Below are 16,775 nucleotides of genomic sequence, written 5' to 3'. Positions count from 1 at the left end.
ATAATCGGCCGGTCACTCACATGCCGGCGCAGACGATGGCCGCTCCCCCGGCAGCAAGGAATCGGTTGTTTCATGAAGAAGATGCTCTCTGGCCTCCTGGGGGCGGGGCTGGCGCTGTTGCTGGTGTTGCAGGCCTGTGGTCCCGATCACGTCCCGCCGGTGCCGCCACTCCCGGATGGTGGTTCGTGGGTCGACTGCGACGAGCAGGACGCGGGTGCGTGCGCTCCCGGCGAGCAGTGCCGGTATGTGGATGTGTACGAGCGCTACCTGTGTCTGCGCCCCTGCGAGTCCTCGCAGGCGTGTGAGGACCTGGGCGTCGCGTGCTGCGGCGGCAATGAGGACGGCGGCGCGGGTGGGTACTGCCAGCCGAAGGACCAGTGCGACTGGCTGGATGCGCAGGACGGAGGCACGGGCGGCAACACGGACGGGGGCCTCGGGGACGACGGAGGAGTGGGCTCCACCGACGCCGGCACGGACGCGGGGAGCACCGCGGATGCCGGCGGGACGACGGATGGCGGTGGGAGCGTGGATGCGGGCCCGACTGTGGATGCCGGGCCGAGCGTGGACGCGGGCCCGACTGTGGATGCCGGGCCGAGCGGCGATGCGGGTCCTGTCGGCGACGCGGGTTCTAGCGGAGACGCTGGCCCCATCGGAGATGCGGGTCCTGTCGGCGACGCGGGTCCTAGCGGAGACGCTGGCCCCATCGGAGATGCGGGTCCTGTCGGCGACGCGGGTCCTGTCAGCGACGCGGGTCCTGTCAGCGACGCGGGTCCTGTCAGCGACGCGGGTCCTGTCGGCGACGCTGGCCCTATCGGAGATGCGGGTCCTGTCGGTGACGCGGGCCCCATCGGAGACGCGGGCCCCATCGGAGACGCTGGCCCCATCGGAGACGCGGGCCCCATCGGAGACGCTGGCCCCATCGGAGACGCTGGCCCCATCGGAGACGCTGGCCCCATCGGAGACGCGGGCCCCATCGGAGACGCTGGCCCCATCGGTGACGCTGGCCCCATCGTGGATGGCGGCTCGGATGGCGGCTTCCCGAGCGATGCCGGCTGGGATGGCGGCACGAGCACGGACGGAGGCACGGATGGCGGCTCCACGGGCCCCACGCTCATCCGCCTCATGGCCGCCAACACCACCAGCGGCAACCTGCAGAGCTACGACCAGGGCGAGGGCATCCGCATCTTCCAGGGCACACGCCCGGACGTGGTGATGATCCAGGAGTTCAACTACGGCTCGAACTCGTCCGCTGCCATCCGGCAGTTCGTCGACACCGCCTTCGGCCCGAACTTCTTCTACTACCGCGAGTCGGGAGCGCAGATCCCCAACGGAGTCATCAGCCGCTGGCCCATCATCGCCTCGGGCGAGTGGACCGACACGCAGGTGAGCAACCGTGACTTCGCCTGGGCGCGCATCGACGTGCCGGGGCCCAGGGACCTCTGGGTGGTGAGCGTGCACCTGCTCACCAGCGGCAGCGGCGTGCGCAACACCGAGGCCACCAACCTGGTCCAATACATCAAGAACAACGTCCCCGCGGGCGACTACCTGGCCATCGGCGGCGACTTCAACACCGACAGCCGCTCCGAGTCCTGCTTCGGCACCTTCTCCCAGGTGGTGTCGACGGCCAGCCCCTACCCGGCGGATCGCAACGGCAACGACGACACCAACGCGAGCCGCTCCAAGCCGTACGACCACGTGCTCGTCGACGGTGATCTGCGCCAGTACCAGGTGGCCACGGTGATTGGCGGCAGCACCTTCCCCGGAGGCCTGGTGGCGGACACTCGCGTGTACTCCCCCATCTCGGAGATTGCCCCGGCGCGGTCCAGCGACAGCGGCGCCTCCAACATGCAGCACATGGCCGTCATCAAGGACTTCCTCATCCCCGGAGGCTCCGACAGCGCGAGCATCACGGTGAGCTCACCCAACGGAGGGGAGAGCTGGGTGGCGGGCACCTCCCGCGCCATCACCTGGACGGCCTTCGGGGTGACGAACGTCAAGCTGGAGTACACGGTGGATGGCAGCACCTGGACGACCATCACCCCGAGCACGGCGGCCTCCACCGGCAGCTACACCTGGACGGTGCCGTACATTGCCTCCTCCGCCGCGCAGGTGCGGGTGAGCGACGCGTCCAACTCCGCGCTCAGTGACACGAGCAACGACACCTTCACCATCATCGTTCCGAGCCTCACGGTGAGCTCGCCCAATGGCGGCGAGAGCTGGATCGGCGCGAGCAGCCATCCCATCACCTGGACGTCCTCGGGCGTGACGAACGTGAAGCTGGAGTACACGCTGGACGGCAGCACCTGGACGACCATCACCTCGAGCACGGCGGCCTCCACCGGCAGCTACACGTGGACGCTCCCGAACGCCGGCTCCACCACCGCCCGGGTGCGAGCGAGCGACGCGTCCAACTCCGCGATCACCGACACGAGCGACGGCACCTTCACCATCACCGGCGCGAGCGTCACCGTGCTCTCGCCCAACGGCGGCGAGAGCTGGCAGGGTGGGAGCAGCCAGAGCATCACCTGGACGTCCTCGGGCGTGACGAACGTGAAGCTGGAGTACACGCTGAACGGCAGCACCTGGACGACCATCGCCGCGAGCACGGCGGCCTCCGCGGGCAGCTACCCGTGGACGGTGCCGAACATCGCCTCCACCGCCGCGCAGGTGCGCGTGAGCGACGCGTCCAGCTCCGTCGTTCGAGACATCAGCGACGCGGCCTTCACCATCCTCTCGTCCGGAGGTGGCGACCCCACCGGCGTGTTCATCAACGAGACGCTCGTCAACGAGGTGGGCGGCAACGAGAACACCAGCACCGAGTTCGTGGAGCTGGTCAACTCGAGCACCGGGCCCGTGGACATCTCCGGCTGGACGATCTCGGACGCCGCGGCCCTGCGTCACACCTTCGCCAGCGGCACGGTGCTGGAGGCGGGCAAGGCCATCGTCGTCTTCGGAGGCGAGGCGGGCATTCCGCCGGGGCTCACCAACGCGGTGGCCGCGTCCACGGGCAAGCTCGAGCTGTCCAACAGCAGCGACACCGTGACGGTGAGGACCTCGGCGGGCACCACGGTGGACGTCGCCACCTTCAGCGGGACGCTCGTGCAGGAAGGCATCTCCGCCAACCGCAACCCGGACGGCGCCCTCGGCGGGCCCTTCGTGCCGCACAACACCCTGTCCACCCTCAAGACTTCACCGGGGACCCGGGCCGACGCGACTCCCTTCTAAGGAGTCGTGCCGCGGCCCGGCAGCCGCCGGGCGATGAAGGGGATGCGCCCCACCAGGGGCGTCAGCACCAGCGTGGCGAAGATGCGCGGCACCTGCAGCGCCTTGGTCAGCACCCAGGCGATGAACAGCGTGCCCGCCGTCCCCCCCGCCCCATCGAGCTGCACGCCCACCCGCTGACCGAGCGTCTGCAGGTCCACCCCCGCGCTCAGTGCCACGGCGAACCCCGCGACGCTCAAGGCGAAGATGGCCAGGTACACCCCGATGGCCAGGGGCCCGTACTCCCGGAAGAGCACGGTGAAGCGCTCCTTCACCGACGGCTTGGCCGTGGCTTGAGCGGGGGCAGTGTCGGTCGAGGTGGGCTTGTCCACGGAGGGTTCAACAGGCGCCATGGCCTCACCATGCCCGAAATGAGGGCGGGCGGGAAATCAAGGCAGGCGGGCACGGCGAACAGGCTCTCTCCGGGTTGTCAGGAGTTGGGGGAGCGGGTTAGACAACAGGGTGAGATGAAGAACCTGCGCTTCCTCGTGATCGTGGCCCTCGGCGTCCTGGCCGCGGATCAGGTGACCAAATACCTGGCCGTGGCGAACCTCACCGAGGCGCTGGATGGGCGCACGGGGCTGGCCCGGGTAGCGGGCTACTTCTCCGAGCAGAACCTGGACAACCAGCCCCCCATGGAGCAGGGGCGCTACCGCGCCACCCGGCCCTACCGCTTCATCGAGGACTACTGGCACTTCCGCTACGTGGAGAACCCGGGCGCCGCCTGGGGCCTGTTCGCCAACCTGCCGGACGGAGCCCGCCGCGCCTTCTTCCACGTGGTGAGCCTGGCGGCCCTGGGCTTCATCTTCGCCATGTACCTGCGGCTGGAGCCCGAGCAGCGCCTGGTGCGCGGGGCCCTGTCCCTGGTGGCCGGCGGCGCGCTGGGCAACTTCATGGACCGGGTGGCGCGCGGCTACGTCATCGACTTCATCGACTGGCACTGGCGCAACCAGCCCGGCATGCGCTGGCCCACCTTCAACGTGGCGGACGCCGCCATCTGCGTGGGCGTGGCGCTCATGCTCATGGACTCGCTGCGCGTGCGCCGCGCCGAGCCCGCCGCGCCGCCGCTCGCCGAGAGCCCCAATTCGTGACGGGCGGGGGGCTTGTGGTGTAAGCCGCCCCCGTGCCGCGCAAATACCTCATCCTCCTGCTCATCACCGTGGGCGTCGTCGCGCTCGATCAGTGGTCCAAGTATGACGTCGTGGCGGAGCTCACCACGCGCTTCGACGGGCTGAACACGACGGGAGAGCGTCTGAAGGCGATGTACGGCGAGCCGCCCCCGCTGGGCTTCGATGGCCGCCACTTCCGCTCCAAGCGCTCGGTGGTGGTGTCCGAGTCCTACCTGCGTCTGCGCTACGAGGAGAACCCGGGCGCCGCCTGGGGCATGTTCCGCAACCTGCCGCCCAACCTGCGCGGGCCCCTGTTCCACGTCGTCAGCATCGGCGCGGTGCTGCTGATCAGCTACTACTTCTCCAAGCTCTCCGGCACGGACCCCAAGGAGAAGTGGGCGCTGTGGGGCCTGTCCCTGGTGCTCGGCGGCGCGCTGGGCAACTACATCGACCGGGTGGCTCGCGGCTTCGTGGTGGACTTCATCCAGGCGCACTGGAAGGACCAGGCCTACTGGCCCTCCTTCAACGTGGCGGACGTGGCCATCTGCGTGGGGGTGGGCATGCTCATCCTCGATGCCTTCGTGCGCAAGGAGCCGCCGAAGTAGCCCCCGGCCACCTCATGCCCGGGCGCCTGCCCGGCGAGCGGCCAGGAACACCCGCCATGTCTCCGACGTTCTCCGGCGGCGCCAGCGGGTAGGCTGGGCGCCGTCGTCTCCTTCCGGCAGGGCCCCATGCTCCCCGTCCTCTTCCACCTCACCTTCGAGTCGCTCGCCTCGCAGCTCCTCCTGTACGCCGTGGCGCTGGGGGTGGTGGGCTACATCACCTGGAACGGCTGGCGCGGCGCGCTGGGGCCGCTGAGGAAGGACGGCTCGCGCGCGCCGGTGTCCCAGGAGGACCGGCTGAAGCGCGCGGCCCTGTACGGCGTCATCGGCGCGGGGCTGGCCTTCTTCGGCCTCAAGTACGCGCTGCCCGCTGGCGCCTTCCCCGGCGGCAAGGGCGAGGGCATCCCGGTGCACACCTACGGCCTGCTGCTGGCCACCGGCTTCTTCTGCGCGGCGCACGTGGCGGCGCGGCTGGCCCAGCAGGAGTGGCGCAAGGTGGAGTGGGTGGACGGCCAGGGCTTCGTGGACACCGAGGGCCCCCGCCGGCGCGAGCAGGTGCTGGACCTGGGCGTGTGGGTGCTCGTCGGCGGGCTGCTGGGCAGCCGCGTCCTCTTCATCATCGTCAACTGGAAGGACTACGCGAAGAACCTGTGGAGCATCTTCGCCCTGGGCGGAGGCCTGGTCTTCTACGGAGGCCTCATCGGCGCCGCGCTCGCCGCATACGCCTTCACGCGCGTCAACCGCATGGACTTCCTGCGGCTGGCGGACCTGGCCATCCCCACCGTGTCCCTGGGCCAGGCGCTGGGGCGGCTGGGCTGCTTCGCCTCGGGGTGCTGCTGGGGTGGGCCCGCCGGAAGCCATGCCCCTCTGGCGGTACGCTTCCCCGGCTCGGGCCTGGCCCAGGACGTCTTCGGCCGCATCGCCGGCACGGGCAGCGCCGCCTACAGCTCCCAGGCCACCGACGCTCGCTACGTCGTCGAGGCCACGGGGGAGGTGCTCCACCAGGCGGCCCCCGGCGCGGTGCGCATCTCCGAGTGGGTGACGCAGCACGGCACCACCCTGCCGGTGCACCCCACCCAGCTGTTCGAGTCCCTGGGCCAGACGGTGCTCTTCGTCAGCCTGCTGCTGTTGCGCAGCCACCGGCGCTTCCACGGGCAGATCTTCTCCCTGTGGCTCATGGGCTACGCGGTGCTGCGCTCCACGGTGGAGCTGTTCCGCGGCGACACCGAGCGCGGCACGCTGCACGGGCTGCTGTCCGACAGCGCGCCCTCGCTCGCACACTGGGTGCCACTGGAGGCGTGGTACAACATCTCCACCAGCCAGTTCATCTCGCTCTGTATGTTCACTTTTGGGGCTACGCTCCTGTACCAGCGAAGCCGCCGGCTGGGCGGGGAAGCGAGCCTGGGGCCCACTCCCAGCCCAGCCTGAGGTTGATCGCCGGGCGCGTCTTGGGGACACTCTGAGGTTGCATGCCGCAGGAGCCTGGAAAGCCTACAGCCGCCGCCAAGTCCTCACCCAACGTGAAGGCCCTGGGGGATGACGACGCGTCCAAGAAGTCCAACAACGAGAGGGCCACCCAGGAGTGTCACGAGCTCGAGGAAGAGCTGGCGGCGCTGAAGGTGGCCTACGAGCAGTACTTCCTCGGCAACGAGCGGCTGCCTCCCGTCCGCTCGCACGAGGACTTCAAGAAGCGGATCCAGAAGCTGAAGACGAGCCTGGTGCGCAACACGGCCGTGAAGTTCCGCATCTCGTCGATCCACAACAAGTTCCTCACCTACGAGCGGATGTGGCAGCGCACGCTGCAGGAGATCGAGTCCGGCACGTACAAGCGCGATCTCTTCAAGGCCAAGCGCCGCAGGCAGCAGGCGGGCACCAGCGGTGAGCGCCGCCAGGGCGCCATCGAGCTGACGGAGGAGATCTCCGAGGACGATCTCGAGGAGGTCGCCGACATCATCCCCAACGAGCCGAAGCCCGCGGCGGCCTCGGGCTCGCGCTTCATTCCCCAGCCGGTGGACGAAGCGCCGGTGGCCGTGCCCTTCCGGCCCGTGCCCTCGGCGGCGCCCGTGCCCGCCGTGCCGGTGGTCCCCACGGTGGCGCCGACGGTGGCGCCGGTGGCGGCCTCTTCCGGCACGCCGTTCCGCGGCACGCCCGTGGTGGCCCCCGTGCCCTCGGTGCCCTCGGTGGCGCCCTCGGCGGGAACTCCGGCGCGGGGCACCTCCGTGGCGCCTCCGAGCGTCGCGCCGTCGAAGGCGGTTCCTCCCGGCGCCACGCCCTCGAAGGGCACGCCCTCGATTGCTCCCGTCGCGGCGGCGAAGACGCCCACCATTCCTCCCGTGCCGGCCAAGACGCCCACCATTCCTCCCGTCGCGGCGGCGAAGGCGCCGACGATTCCTCCGGGCGGCACCCCGTCGAAGGGCTCGCCCACGATTCCTCCGGGCGGCACCCCGTCGCGCGGCACCTCCGGCATCTCGGGTACGCCCGGGCGCGGAGTGCCCGCGTTCGGCGCGCCCTCGCAGGGCACCTCCGGCATCGCCGCGGCGCTGGAGAGCCTCACGGATGAGCCGCTGGGCAAGCCGGCGGCCCCTGCGGGCACGGCCTCGCGTCCTCCGTCCTCGGCGGCCGCGCGTCCGGGCAGCCCGTCCACGGTGGGCTCCAAGCCGAACATCCCCGCCGCGAAGCCGCCGTCCGCGCCCTCGCAGCCGCCCAAGCCGGCCGCGGCGTCGGCGGGCAACCTCTCCGACGACAAGCTCAAGGCCGTCTACGACGCGTACGTCACCGCCAAGCGCCGCAACCAGGAGGACACCTCGAAGATGTCCTACGAGTCGGTGGCCGCCAACCTGCGCAAGCAGGTGCCGGAGCTGCTCAAGCAGCACAACGCCAAGTCGGTGGAGTTCAAGGTCGTCATCAAGGACGGCAAGGCCACGCTCAAGGCCGTGCCCAAGTAGGCCTCGCGGATGAACGAGGACGCCGAGTCACTCAAGGCCCGGGTGCGCCACCTGTCGGTGATGATCTTCGACATCGACGGCACGCTCACCGACGGGCGCATCTTCTGGGTGCCCAACTCCGGGTGGACGCAGATGTACAGCGTGCGCGACGGCATGGGCATCAAGCGGCTGCAGGAGGTGGGCATCGAGGTGGCGGCCATCTCCGGCGGCGACAGCCTCTCGGCGCAGATGCGCATGCAGTCCCTGGGGCTGCGGCACGTGCACTTCGGCAGCCAGGACAAGGTGGCGCACTTCGAGAAGCTGCTGGAACTGCTGAAGGTGTCCGCGGACCGATGTGGCTACATGGGGGACGAGGTGGTGGACCTGCCGCTGCTCAAGGCGGTGGGCTTCTCCGCCGCGCCGCCCGAGGCCCCGGACGAGGTGCGCTCCCAGGTGCACTACGTGGCGCAGAAGCCGGCGGGGTTCGGCGCGGCGCGCGAGGTGTGCGAGTTCATTCTTCGTCACCGGCAGCGGGGCTGACGGCCCTCTGGGGCCTCCGAGCCCACCGCGAAACGTTGGGTCCTGGAAACCCGACCCTGCTCGATGGGGGGCCGGGTTGTCGGCCTGGAAGGTGCTTCCTACCTTGGCTTGCGCGCGCAGGCGGCTCTCACGGCGCGAGAGGCGAGGTAGGAGATGGTGGTCGGGATGCGGCGGGTGGCTCTGGGGGTGGCGGTGGTGGCGCTCGCTCTGTCGTCCGGGTGCGCGGAGCCCCCGTCGGACGCCGAGGCCCGACTGGCCGCGCTCGAGGCCGAGGGCGAGAAGATGGACGCGGCGCTCGACACCGTCGAGGAGCGGCTGCTGGGCAATCAGGCGCGGGTGCACCTGTGGCGCGAGCTGGGCGAGCGGCACAAGCAGGTGTCCGCCGTCCACTGCAAGCACGCGGACGCGAACATGGCGGCCCTCATCCAGCACGAGGAGAAGCAGTGGGAGAAGGCGCGCAAGCTGCGGCGGCGCCACAGCGTGGCGGCGGTGGACACCACGGTGCTCACCTCCGGCAAGGCGCCCCAGACCAGCCACGAGTGAGCGCGGGGAGTGCCACCGGGGGCGCCGCGCTCGGGGATTAGGCAGGCGAACAGGGTGGCTGATCCGTGACGGGGCGGCGGAATCCAGCTAGAACGGGCGCGTGCGACTCCTCTGGCTCGGGGCGCTCGTCCTGTCCGGGACGGGGCTCCTGGGATGTAATGACATCGAGGTCTGCGGCTCTCGGCAGGAGGAGGTGCTCGCCACCGACGGCGGCGTCTACCGCTGCACCACCGCCGAGGACTGCCCTCGCTCCTCGCGCGTCTCCGTCTGCGTCACCGACGTGTCTCCTCAGCAGGAGTGCGTGAAGTGCCAGGCGACGGAGTGCAACAAGGTCATCCCGGAGGCCTGCAATTGAGGCGGGCTGTCGTCGCCTGCGCCCTGCTGGGGGCCCTGGTCGGGTGCAACGAGACGCCCGCCGACCACCTGCAGCGCGCGCGCGACGCCATCTTCGAGAAGAACCCGGACGAGGCCCTGGTCGAGTACCGCAAGGCCTTCGACATGCTGCGCCGGGATGACTCGCCCCAGTCGCTGGTGCTGCGCGCCCGGGCGCTCAAGGGCGCCGCGGACGTGTACTGGCTGGAGCAGCGCAAGGTGAAGGAGGCCGTCAGCGTCTACAAGGAGCTGATTCAGCAGTGCCCCGAGTCCCCCGAGGCGCTGGAGGCGCGCATCATCGTCGCCGAGCTCTTGCGGGTGCACTACCGGGACCTGCGCGGCGCCATCGATCAGCTCACCGCGGCGCTCCAGCGCAACCCGCCGCAGGGCGCGGAGCTGCAGTACCAGGTGGCCAAGCTCTACTTCGAGCTGGGCGACTACGCGCAGTGCGAGCTGGAGGCGCGCAAGCTGGGCGAGCGCTTCGCCAGCAGCACGTTCGTGGATGACGCGCTGTACCTCCAGGCCCAGGCGGTCCACATGATGGAGCCGCGGCGCCAGGAGGCCTCGCGCCTCTACGCGGACCTGCGCACCCGCTTCCCTGAGTCGGAGCTGGCGCCGCACGCGCTGGTGGAGATGGGGAAGATTCGCGCCGACTCGGGGGAGAACGAGAAGGCCATCGAGATGTGGGTGGACGCGCTGAAGACGCACCCGGATCCGTCGCTGGTGCAGGACTACATCACCCGGGCGCGCCGGCGCATCACCAGCACCACGCCCGAGGCCGTGGGCCAGAAGGCGTGGGCGTTCGACCATGGCAAGGCGCCGGCTCGGGCACCGCGCAACTCGGTGGAGGCCGTGGGTGGCACCGCCGAGGAGGCCGCGAAGGACCACGGCGACTGAGGTGCTCCGGCCGGCTCAGCCCGGCAGGCCCTCCACGGTGGCCTCGAGCAGCGGGGCGGGGACGCTGGGGTCATCCGCGTCCGCCACCAGCAGCAGGTGCACCCGCCCGCCCTCGAGGCGCGCGCTGACGCCCTCCAGCTTCACCTTCGCGTCCACCGCGTCCAGGAACAGCGGCGAGCCGTCCGAGGCGAGCAGGCCCACCGCCGAGCCCGTCACGGGGCCGTCCGCGTAGGCGTCCCGGGTGTCCTCGGCGGCGGCGGTGAAGACGATGCGCCCGTCCGGCAACGCGGAGGCGTCCGTGAAGGACAGGCGCACGCCGCCGGCCCGGCCCAGCTCCCAGCGCCGCACGGTGCGCACCAGCTCGGGGCCCATGGCTCCGCCGGACTCGAGCGCGCGCACGAGCCGCTCCTGGTCCAGGTCCACCAGCGCGTCCGTGCCCTGCTCGCCGTTGCCGCGCTGGAGCAGCCGCAGCCGTCCCCCGGCGACGGCGGCGCCCTCGATGTTGAGCGGGCCCAGCTCGCGGGAGAGCTGCGCGTACAGCCCGGTGAAGTCCAGCGCGCGGGCCGTGCCCGTCACCGCGCCATCCGCGGCGAGGGGAATGACGGCGCCCTGCTGCCGCGCCGCCGTGGAGCCCGAGGGCAGGGCGAGCAGCGCGCCGTGGGGACAGCCAGCGAAGGGCGCCAGCAGGCAGAGCGCCTCCAGGTCCGGCTTGGCGGCCTTGCGGGCCACGGGCTCCAGGGGCAGCTCGCCCGGGAAGAGGCGGAGGCTGCGGCCGGGAGCCGTCCCCTCGCGAGGGAAGACGGCGAGGTGCAGCGCGTCATCCGCGACGACGTAGAGCCACGAGCCCACGGCCACGAGGCCGCTGGCCGCCGAGACGTGAGCCGGGCGGCCGGGTGCCTCGGGTGCTTCCAGGGTGAGGGTCCGGCGCTGGGTGGTGCGAATCATGGGCGCAACCCTATGCCGGAGCCGGGGAGCAGACGATCGCCAGCTCACGGCAGGTGCTTGTGATGGAGCCAGGTGCGCGGGCTTACAGAAGAATACACGCCCCTTCCATCGGGCGAGCCAACCGCGGGCCTGATCCGCGCCTGCGTGGTATGGAGCCCGCCATGAACCACTCCCAGAGCAAGGCTCTCTTCACCCGGGCGCAGGAGCGCATTCCGGGTGGCGTGAACTCGCCCGTGCGCGCCTTCCGCGGCGTTGGTGGCGACCCCGTCTTCTTCCGCGAGGCGACGGGCGCGTGGATGACGGACGTGGACGGCAACCGCTACGTGGACCTCGTCGGGAGCTGGGGTCCGCTCATCCTCGGCCACGCCTATCCGCCCATCGTCGAGGCCGTCATCGACGCGGCTCGCCGGGGCACCTCCTACGGCGCCCCGCACCCGGGCGAGGTGGAGCTGGCGGAGCTCATCTGCGCCACCGTGCCCAGCGTGGAGAAGGTGCGCCTGGTGTCCAGCGGCACCGAGGCCACCGTGGCGGCCATCCGCCTGGCGCGCGGCTTCACCGGCCGCGACTCCATCCTCAAGTTCGAGGGCTGCTTCCACGGCGCGGGAGACCCGTTCCTGGTGAAGGCGGGCAGCGGCGTGGAGACGCTCGGGCTGCCGGACTCGCCGGGCGTGCCGTCCGCGCTGGCCAAGCTCACCCTCACCGCGCCCTTCAATGACATCGGCGCGGTGGAGCGCATCTTCGCGGAGAAGGGCAAGGAGATCGCCTGCGCCATCATCGAGCCGGTGGTGGGCAACATGGGCGTGCTCATCCCCAAGCTGAACTACCTCAAGGACCTCCAGGAGCTGTGCCGCAAGCACGGCGTGCTGCTGGTGCTGGACGAGGTGATGACGGGCTTCCGGCTGGCGCGCGGCGGAGCGCAGGAGCTGTTCGGGCTGCAGCCGGACCTGACGACGTTCGCCAAGGTGGTGGGCGGCGGCATGCCGCTGGGCGCGTACGGCGGCCGGCGCGACATCATGGCGAAGATCGCCCCCGAGGGCCCGGTGTACCAGTCGGGCACGCTGTCGGGGAACCCGGTGGCGGTGGCCGCGGGGCTGGCGTGCCTCAAGGCGCTGGCGGCGCCGGGCACCTACGCGCGGCTGGAGCAGATCAGCAAGCTGCTGGAGGACGGGCTGGAGGCCGAGGCGAAGGCGGCCGGCGTGCCCGTCACCATCAACCGCGTGGGCAGCATGCTCACCGTCTTCTTCACCAGCAGCCCGGTGTACGACTACGCGAGCGCGAAGAAGGCGGACACGGCGCGCTTCGGGAAGTTCTTCCACGCCATGCTGCACGAGGGCGTCTACCTGCCGCCGAGCCAGTTCGAGGCGGCGTTCGTCTCGCTGGCCATCGGTGAGCCGGAGGTGGCGCACATCCTCGCCGCGGCGCGAAAGGCCTTCCGCGCGCTTGGCTAACCCCCGAGAGCCAGAGTCCCCTCGCGGGCCCTTCCGGTTCGGTCCCTACACCCTGGCGCGGCGCATCGGCGCCGGGGGCATGGGAGAGGTGTACCTGGCGCGCGAGGAAAATCCCCGTCGCGCGTGCGTGGTGAAGAAGGTGCTGCCGAGGCTGATGGAGAACAAGCAGTTCATCGGCCGCTTCCGGGACGAGGCGCGGGTGGTGGTGCACCTGCAGCACCCCAACATCGCCCGCGTCTACGCGATGGGCGAGGCGGAGGGGCAGCTCTTCCTGGCCATGGAGTACGTGCAGGGCAAGACGCTCAGCCGCCTGGCCTACCGCATGCGCCAGCGCGGCCAGGTGATGACGCCCGGAGTCATCCTCCAGATTGGCATCCGGCTCTGCGAGGGGCTGGCCTACGCGCACGATGCCCGGGACGGCTCGGGCCAGCCGCTGCACCTGGTGCACCGGGACTTGTCCCCCGCCAACGTCTGCATCTCCTACGACGGAGAGCTGAAGATCATCGACTTCGGCGCCTCGCAGTCCACGCTGAAGGAGCAGCAGACGGCGCCGCGCGTGGTCATCGGCAACCTCACGTACATGTCCCCGGAGCAGGCGCGGAAGAAGTTCGTGGACCGGCGCGCGGACGTGTACTCGGCGGGCGTGGTGCTGTGGGAGCTGTTCTCGTGGAACCCGCTGCCGCAGAAGGGCGAGCCGCTGGAGCGCTGGCGCAAGGCGGCCTACCCGAAGTGGGATCCGCCGAGCCGCTACCGCACGGGCGTGCCGCCGGCCGTGGACGCGGTGGTGATGAAGGCCCTGTCCACCGAGCCCGACCAGCGCTTCCCGGACGCGGCGGCGCTGGGGGCGGAGCTGGCGCGGCTCAAGGCGAAGCTGGCGCCCCAGGTGACGGACGAGGACGTGGCGCGCGTCATGTGGGACGCGTTCGCCGAGGAGAAGGCCGCGGAGGACGCGGTGCTCGCGGAGCTGCTGGGCAAGGACCCGTCGCGAGCGCTCACCGAGCAGGCCATCCCCGCGAAGCTGGCGCCCCCGACCGCGCTGGCCTTCGAGCACAGCGGGCTGGAGGCGCCCGAGGACTATGTCCCCGGCGAGGACGCTCCCCCAGCGGGTGCCGCGGCCAGGCCGGCTCCCGCGGGCCGCAGTGAGACGCGCGAGGCCCGTGTCAGCTTCGGCATGGACGTGGCGGGCGATGGGGACGCGGACGTGGGCATGGTGGAGGCGCGCCGGCCGCAGCTCGTACGGGACCTCGAGGACGACGAAGAGGACATGCTGACGCCCGCGGTGGAGAGCGGCGCGGATGCCCGGCGGCGCTGGATCTGGCTGGCGCTCGGTCTCTTCCTGGGCGCGTGCGCCGCGGGGTTTGGCGTGGTGTGGCTGCTCGCTCCATGATGGATGGAGCGGGGTACGAATGATCCGGATCAAGCGCGTGCTGATGGTGTTCTTCTCGGTTGTAGCGCTGGGCTACCTCGGCCTGATGGGGGGCATGTTCGCGATCCAGCGCTCGATCCTCTTCCCGGCGCCGCGCGGTCCCCAGCAGGCGCCCCCCGAGGGGCCAGGCTTCCGGCGGCTCACACCGCCCGGAGGGCCGGTGGTGGACGTGTTCCACCTGCCCGCCCGGCCGGGCCAGCCGACGGTGGTGCACTTCCACGGCAACGGCGAGCAGCTCCAGTGGCTGGTGGACCTGGGCGAGGCGATGCACGAGCGAGGGCTCGGCTTCCTCGCGGTGGAGTACCCGGGCTACGGCACCAACCCGGGCACGCCGACGGAGCAGGGCATCTACCAGGCGGCGGAGGTGGCGCTCGCGGAGCTGCGAGCCCAGGGCGTGAAGCCCGAGTCCACGGTGCTGAGTTCCCACAGCATGGGCGGGGGCCCGGCGGTGGAGATGGCCAGGCGCGGCCACGGCGCTCGGCTGGTGCTGACGGCGCCCTTCACCTCGGTGGTGGACATGGCGAACCTCGCCTTCCCGTTCCTGCCCACGCGGCTGCTGGTGAGGGACCCGTTCGACAACGCCTCGAAGGCGCCCGGCATCGACATCCCGGTGCTCATCTTCCACGGGGACCGGGACGTGGTCATCCCCGTCGAGATGGGCCAGCGGATGGGGCGCCTGTTCCCCCGCGCCACGATGGAGGTGGTGCCGGGAGGGGGGCACAACGACCTGCTGACCCGGACGTATCCGGTGCTCGTCGACCGCATCGCCGCCTTTGCTCGCGGCGAGCCGGCCGTGCCCGTGTCGCGGGGCGGCCCGTAGACGCAGCCGCCCGCGGTGCGGGGAGGTCAGCCGAGCGTCTGGCTCAGCCGCTCGAGCCGGCCCAGCCACTCGGTGCGCTGCGCGTCGCGCGCGGCGCCCGTGGGCAGCAGCTCGTGGGTGAGCGCCACCTCGGTTCCCTTGGGGAGCTTGCGGAACTCCACCGTCACCAGCGTGCCGCCGAGCGCCTTCTTCCCGCCCTCGCCCACCCAGGAGAGGACGAGCATGTCATCGGAGATGTCGCGGAACTCGCCCACCACGGCGGTCTTGTCCCCGGCGACGATGGGATAGTCGAACCGGAACGTGTTGCCGAGCTTCGGCTTCCAGTCCACCGCCGCCATGGGCCCCCACCACTTCTGGAGGGCGTCGGGGTCCATCCACGCCTTCATCACCTTGTCCTTCGACACGTTGAAGGTGCGGGTCAGGTACAGCGCGCTCTCCGTGGCGGGGTTGAGGCTGAACTTCATCGACCATCTCCTTGCGGGAACGAGAGTGCGCGCGAGCTTTCCAGGCATGGATCTCCCTGGCCAGCGTCTTGGACGGGGCGCCGCTTCGAGCACGCTGTGCCTGCAAGCCTTCATCCCAGGCGGTAGGCTGGCATACCCACACATGCCTCTCGTCACCGAGTCCTACACGTCCCAGCGTCAGCGCTGGCCCACCTCAGGGCGCCACATCCTGGCCCAGCACGATGAGCGCTCCGTCGTCGTCTACCAGGCGTATGCGCCGCGCATCGGGCGCTTCGCGGCGGAGCACCGCTTCTTCGGCGGCGACTTCAAGCTGACGCGCATGAGCTGGATCAAGCCGAACTTCCTCTGGATGATGTACCGCTGCGGCTGGGCGACGAAGGCGGACCAGGAGACGGTGCTCGCGGTGCGGCTGCGCCGCGAGGCGTTCGAGTCGGTGCTGGCGCGGGCGGTGCACTCCAAGCACGTGCCGGAGGTGTACGGCACGCCGGAGGACTGGAAGGCGGAGATGGCGCGCTCGGACGTGCGGCTGCAGTGGGATCCGGACCACTCGCCCACGGGCGCGCCCCTGGAGCGGCGAGCCATCCAGCTCGGGCTGCAAGGAGAGACGCTGCGGCGCTATGCGAAGGAGTGGCTCCTCGACATCGAGGACATCACGCCGTTCGTCCAGGAGCAGCGCGAGCACCTCACGAAGGACCGGCTCGACCAGCTCCTCATCCCACGCGAGACGGTGTTCTGGCCCGCGGACGAGGCCACGGTGAAGCGCCTGGGGCTGGCCATGCCCCCGGAGGGAGCCCAGGATGGACGGGCACGTACACCGGGCTCACCCTGATCATCCCAGGCAGGGCTGACTCGGAGAAGGAACCACACCCGCGAGGGAGGCCCGTGTGCCAGGGCCGCGGCCGGGCCGGGGAGGCACCCTGTCGGCGGACCGGTACCCAACTGGTATGACAAGCAGACCAGTTCGGACAGCTTGCGACCGACAGGCGGGCGGACCGGACGCGGGGGCGGGGGGCGGGTCCGCCGGGCCGAACGGGCTCGGCACACGCTCCCTCGCCTGCCCTGCGGCCTCGCAAGGGGCCCTCCGGGGTGACGCGAGCGAGCGCGGTTCGCACCTTGGAACAGGAGGTGCCGGGCATGGCGGACAATCCGATCGACAAGCAGCACCAGCGAGAGCGGGAGCAGGAACGGGAGCGGCTGCGCGAGCAGGAGGAGAAGGACCTGGAGGTGGAGGCGCGCCGAGGCCCGCGTCCCCTCGAGGGCTTCGCCGGTGGGCACACCACCTGGACGGGCCAGCAGGACGACGAGGCCGCCGCGCAGGTACACGCCCAGGACGCCGAGGCGTCATGGGAGGCGAGCGAGCGTCAGGCCCGCCTGCAACCCGACACCGAGCTCCGAGGCCGGGACGAGGACGCTGAGTAGCGCAG

Annotated in this window: 17 protein-coding genes; 14 read left to right on the top strand and 3 right to left on the bottom strand. The window is 70.9% G+C overall.

Annotation, left to right across the window (positions count from 1 at the left end):
* Positions 1-72: 72 nt before the first annotated feature.
* Positions 73-3,225 (top strand): lamin tail domain-containing protein, encoded by a 3,153-nt coding sequence (locus KY572_RS48005; protein WP_407659854.1) that lies wholly within the window; start codon positions 73-75, stop codon positions 3,223-3,225.
* Here the strand turns inward: KY572_RS48005 and KY572_RS00360 are convergent.
* Entirely contained in the window at positions 3,222-3,614 is a 393-nt protein-coding gene (locus tag KY572_RS00360; protein WP_224240121.1) for an FAM210A/B-like domain-containing protein, read from the bottom strand. The genes KY572_RS48005 and KY572_RS00360 overlap by 4 nt on opposite strands.
* Positions 3,615-3,728: 114 nt before the next feature.
* Between KY572_RS00360 and lspA (KY572_RS00355) the strand changes: the two genes are divergently transcribed.
* The 8 genes from lspA (KY572_RS00355) to KY572_RS00320 all read left to right on the top strand — a co-directional run bounded on the left by lspA (KY572_RS00355) (position 3,729) and on the right by KY572_RS00320 (position 10,248).
* Positions 3,729-4,352 carry a signal peptidase II gene (gene lspA, locus KY572_RS00355; protein WP_224240120.1) on the top strand — a complete coding sequence of 208 codons (624 nt, stop codon included), beginning with the start codon at positions 3,729-3,731 and terminating at the stop codon, positions 4,350-4,352.
* 32 nt (positions 4,353-4,384) lie between these two features.
* Positions 4,385-4,975: a signal peptidase II gene (gene lspA, locus KY572_RS00350; RefSeq protein WP_224240119.1), complete on the top strand. Its 591-nt coding sequence runs from the start codon at positions 4,385-4,387 to the stop codon at positions 4,973-4,975.
* Between the two features lie 126 nt (positions 4,976-5,101).
* Positions 5,102-6,400, top strand: a complete 1,299-nt coding sequence (locus tag KY572_RS00345) for a prolipoprotein diacylglyceryl transferase (protein ID WP_224240118.1) — start codon at positions 5,102-5,104, stop codon at positions 6,398-6,400.
* 41 nt (positions 6,401-6,441) lie between these two features.
* Positions 6,442-7,917, top strand: a complete 1,476-nt coding sequence (locus KY572_RS00340) for an MXAN_5187 C-terminal domain-containing protein (protein WP_224240117.1) — start codon at positions 6,442-6,444, stop codon at positions 7,915-7,917.
* A gap of 9 nt (positions 7,918-7,926) precedes the next feature.
* Positions 7,927-8,436, top strand: a complete 510-nt coding sequence (locus KY572_RS00335) for a KdsC family phosphatase (protein WP_224240116.1) — start codon at positions 7,927-7,929, stop codon at positions 8,434-8,436.
* Between the two features lie 165 nt (positions 8,437-8,601).
* Positions 8,602-8,979 (top strand): hypothetical protein, encoded by a 378-nt coding sequence (locus tag KY572_RS00330; protein ID WP_224240115.1) that lies wholly within the window; start codon positions 8,602-8,604, stop codon positions 8,977-8,979.
* A gap of 100 nt (positions 8,980-9,079) precedes the next feature.
* Positions 9,080-9,334: a hypothetical protein gene (locus tag KY572_RS00325; RefSeq protein ID WP_224240114.1), complete on the top strand. Its 255-nt coding sequence runs from the start codon at positions 9,080-9,082 to the stop codon at positions 9,332-9,334.
* Positions 9,331-10,248, top strand: a complete 918-nt coding sequence (locus KY572_RS00320; protein WP_224240113.1) for a tetratricopeptide repeat protein — start codon at positions 9,331-9,333, stop codon at positions 10,246-10,248. The genes KY572_RS00325 and KY572_RS00320 overlap by 4 nt, the downstream gene beginning before the upstream one ends.
* Before the next feature lie 15 nt (positions 10,249-10,263).
* Here KY572_RS00320 and KY572_RS00315 read toward each other — a convergent pair whose 3' ends face one another.
* Positions 10,264-11,193, bottom strand: a complete 930-nt coding sequence (locus tag KY572_RS00315) for a DUF6929 family protein (protein ID WP_224240112.1) — start codon at positions 11,191-11,193, stop codon at positions 10,264-10,266.
* Between the two features lie 161 nt (positions 11,194-11,354).
* On the opposite strand from KY572_RS00315, the gene hemL reads away from it, so the two are divergent.
* From hemL to KY572_RS00300, 3 genes are read left to right on the top strand one after another with little or no spacing between them, the layout of a single operon-like run.
* Positions 11,355-12,641 carry a glutamate-1-semialdehyde 2,1-aminomutase gene (gene hemL, locus KY572_RS00310; RefSeq protein ID WP_224240111.1) on the top strand — a complete coding sequence of 429 codons (1,287 nt, stop codon included), beginning with the start codon at positions 11,355-11,357 and terminating at the stop codon, positions 12,639-12,641.
* On the top strand, positions 12,634-14,028 hold the full coding sequence (locus KY572_RS00305) for a serine/threonine-protein kinase (RefSeq protein WP_224240110.1): 1,395 nt from the start codon (positions 12,634-12,636) through the stop codon (positions 14,026-14,028). Before hemL ends, KY572_RS00305 begins: the two co-directional genes overlap by 8 nt.
* Positions 14,029-14,047: 19 nt before the next feature.
* Complete coding sequence (locus tag KY572_RS00300; protein WP_224240109.1) at positions 14,048-14,887, top strand: alpha/beta hydrolase; 840 nt, start codon at positions 14,048-14,050, stop codon at positions 14,885-14,887.
* Between the two features lie 26 nt (positions 14,888-14,913).
* Here the strand turns inward: KY572_RS00300 and KY572_RS00295 are convergent, their stop codons facing one another.
* Entirely contained in the window at positions 14,914-15,351 is a 438-nt protein-coding gene (locus KY572_RS00295) for an SRPBCC family protein (RefSeq protein ID WP_224240108.1), read from the bottom strand.
* A gap of 142 nt (positions 15,352-15,493) precedes the next feature.
* On the opposite strand from KY572_RS00295, the gene KY572_RS00290 reads away from it, so the two are divergent.
* Entirely contained in the window at positions 15,494-16,180 is a 687-nt protein-coding gene (locus tag KY572_RS00290; protein ID WP_224240107.1) for a DUF4291 domain-containing protein, read from the top strand.
* 305 nt (positions 16,181-16,485) lie between these two features.
* Entirely contained in the window at positions 16,486-16,770 is a 285-nt protein-coding gene (locus KY572_RS00285; RefSeq protein ID WP_224240106.1) for a hypothetical protein, read from the top strand.
* Positions 16,771-16,775 lie beyond the last annotated feature (5 nt).

The sequence above is a fragment of the Hyalangium gracile genome (assembly GCF_020103725.1).
Lineage (GTDB): Bacteria > Myxococcota > Myxococcia > Myxococcales > Myxococcaceae > Hyalangium > Hyalangium gracile.
Note: the sequence above shows the minus strand (reverse complement) of the source record. Positions and strands in the feature narration are given on the sequence as shown.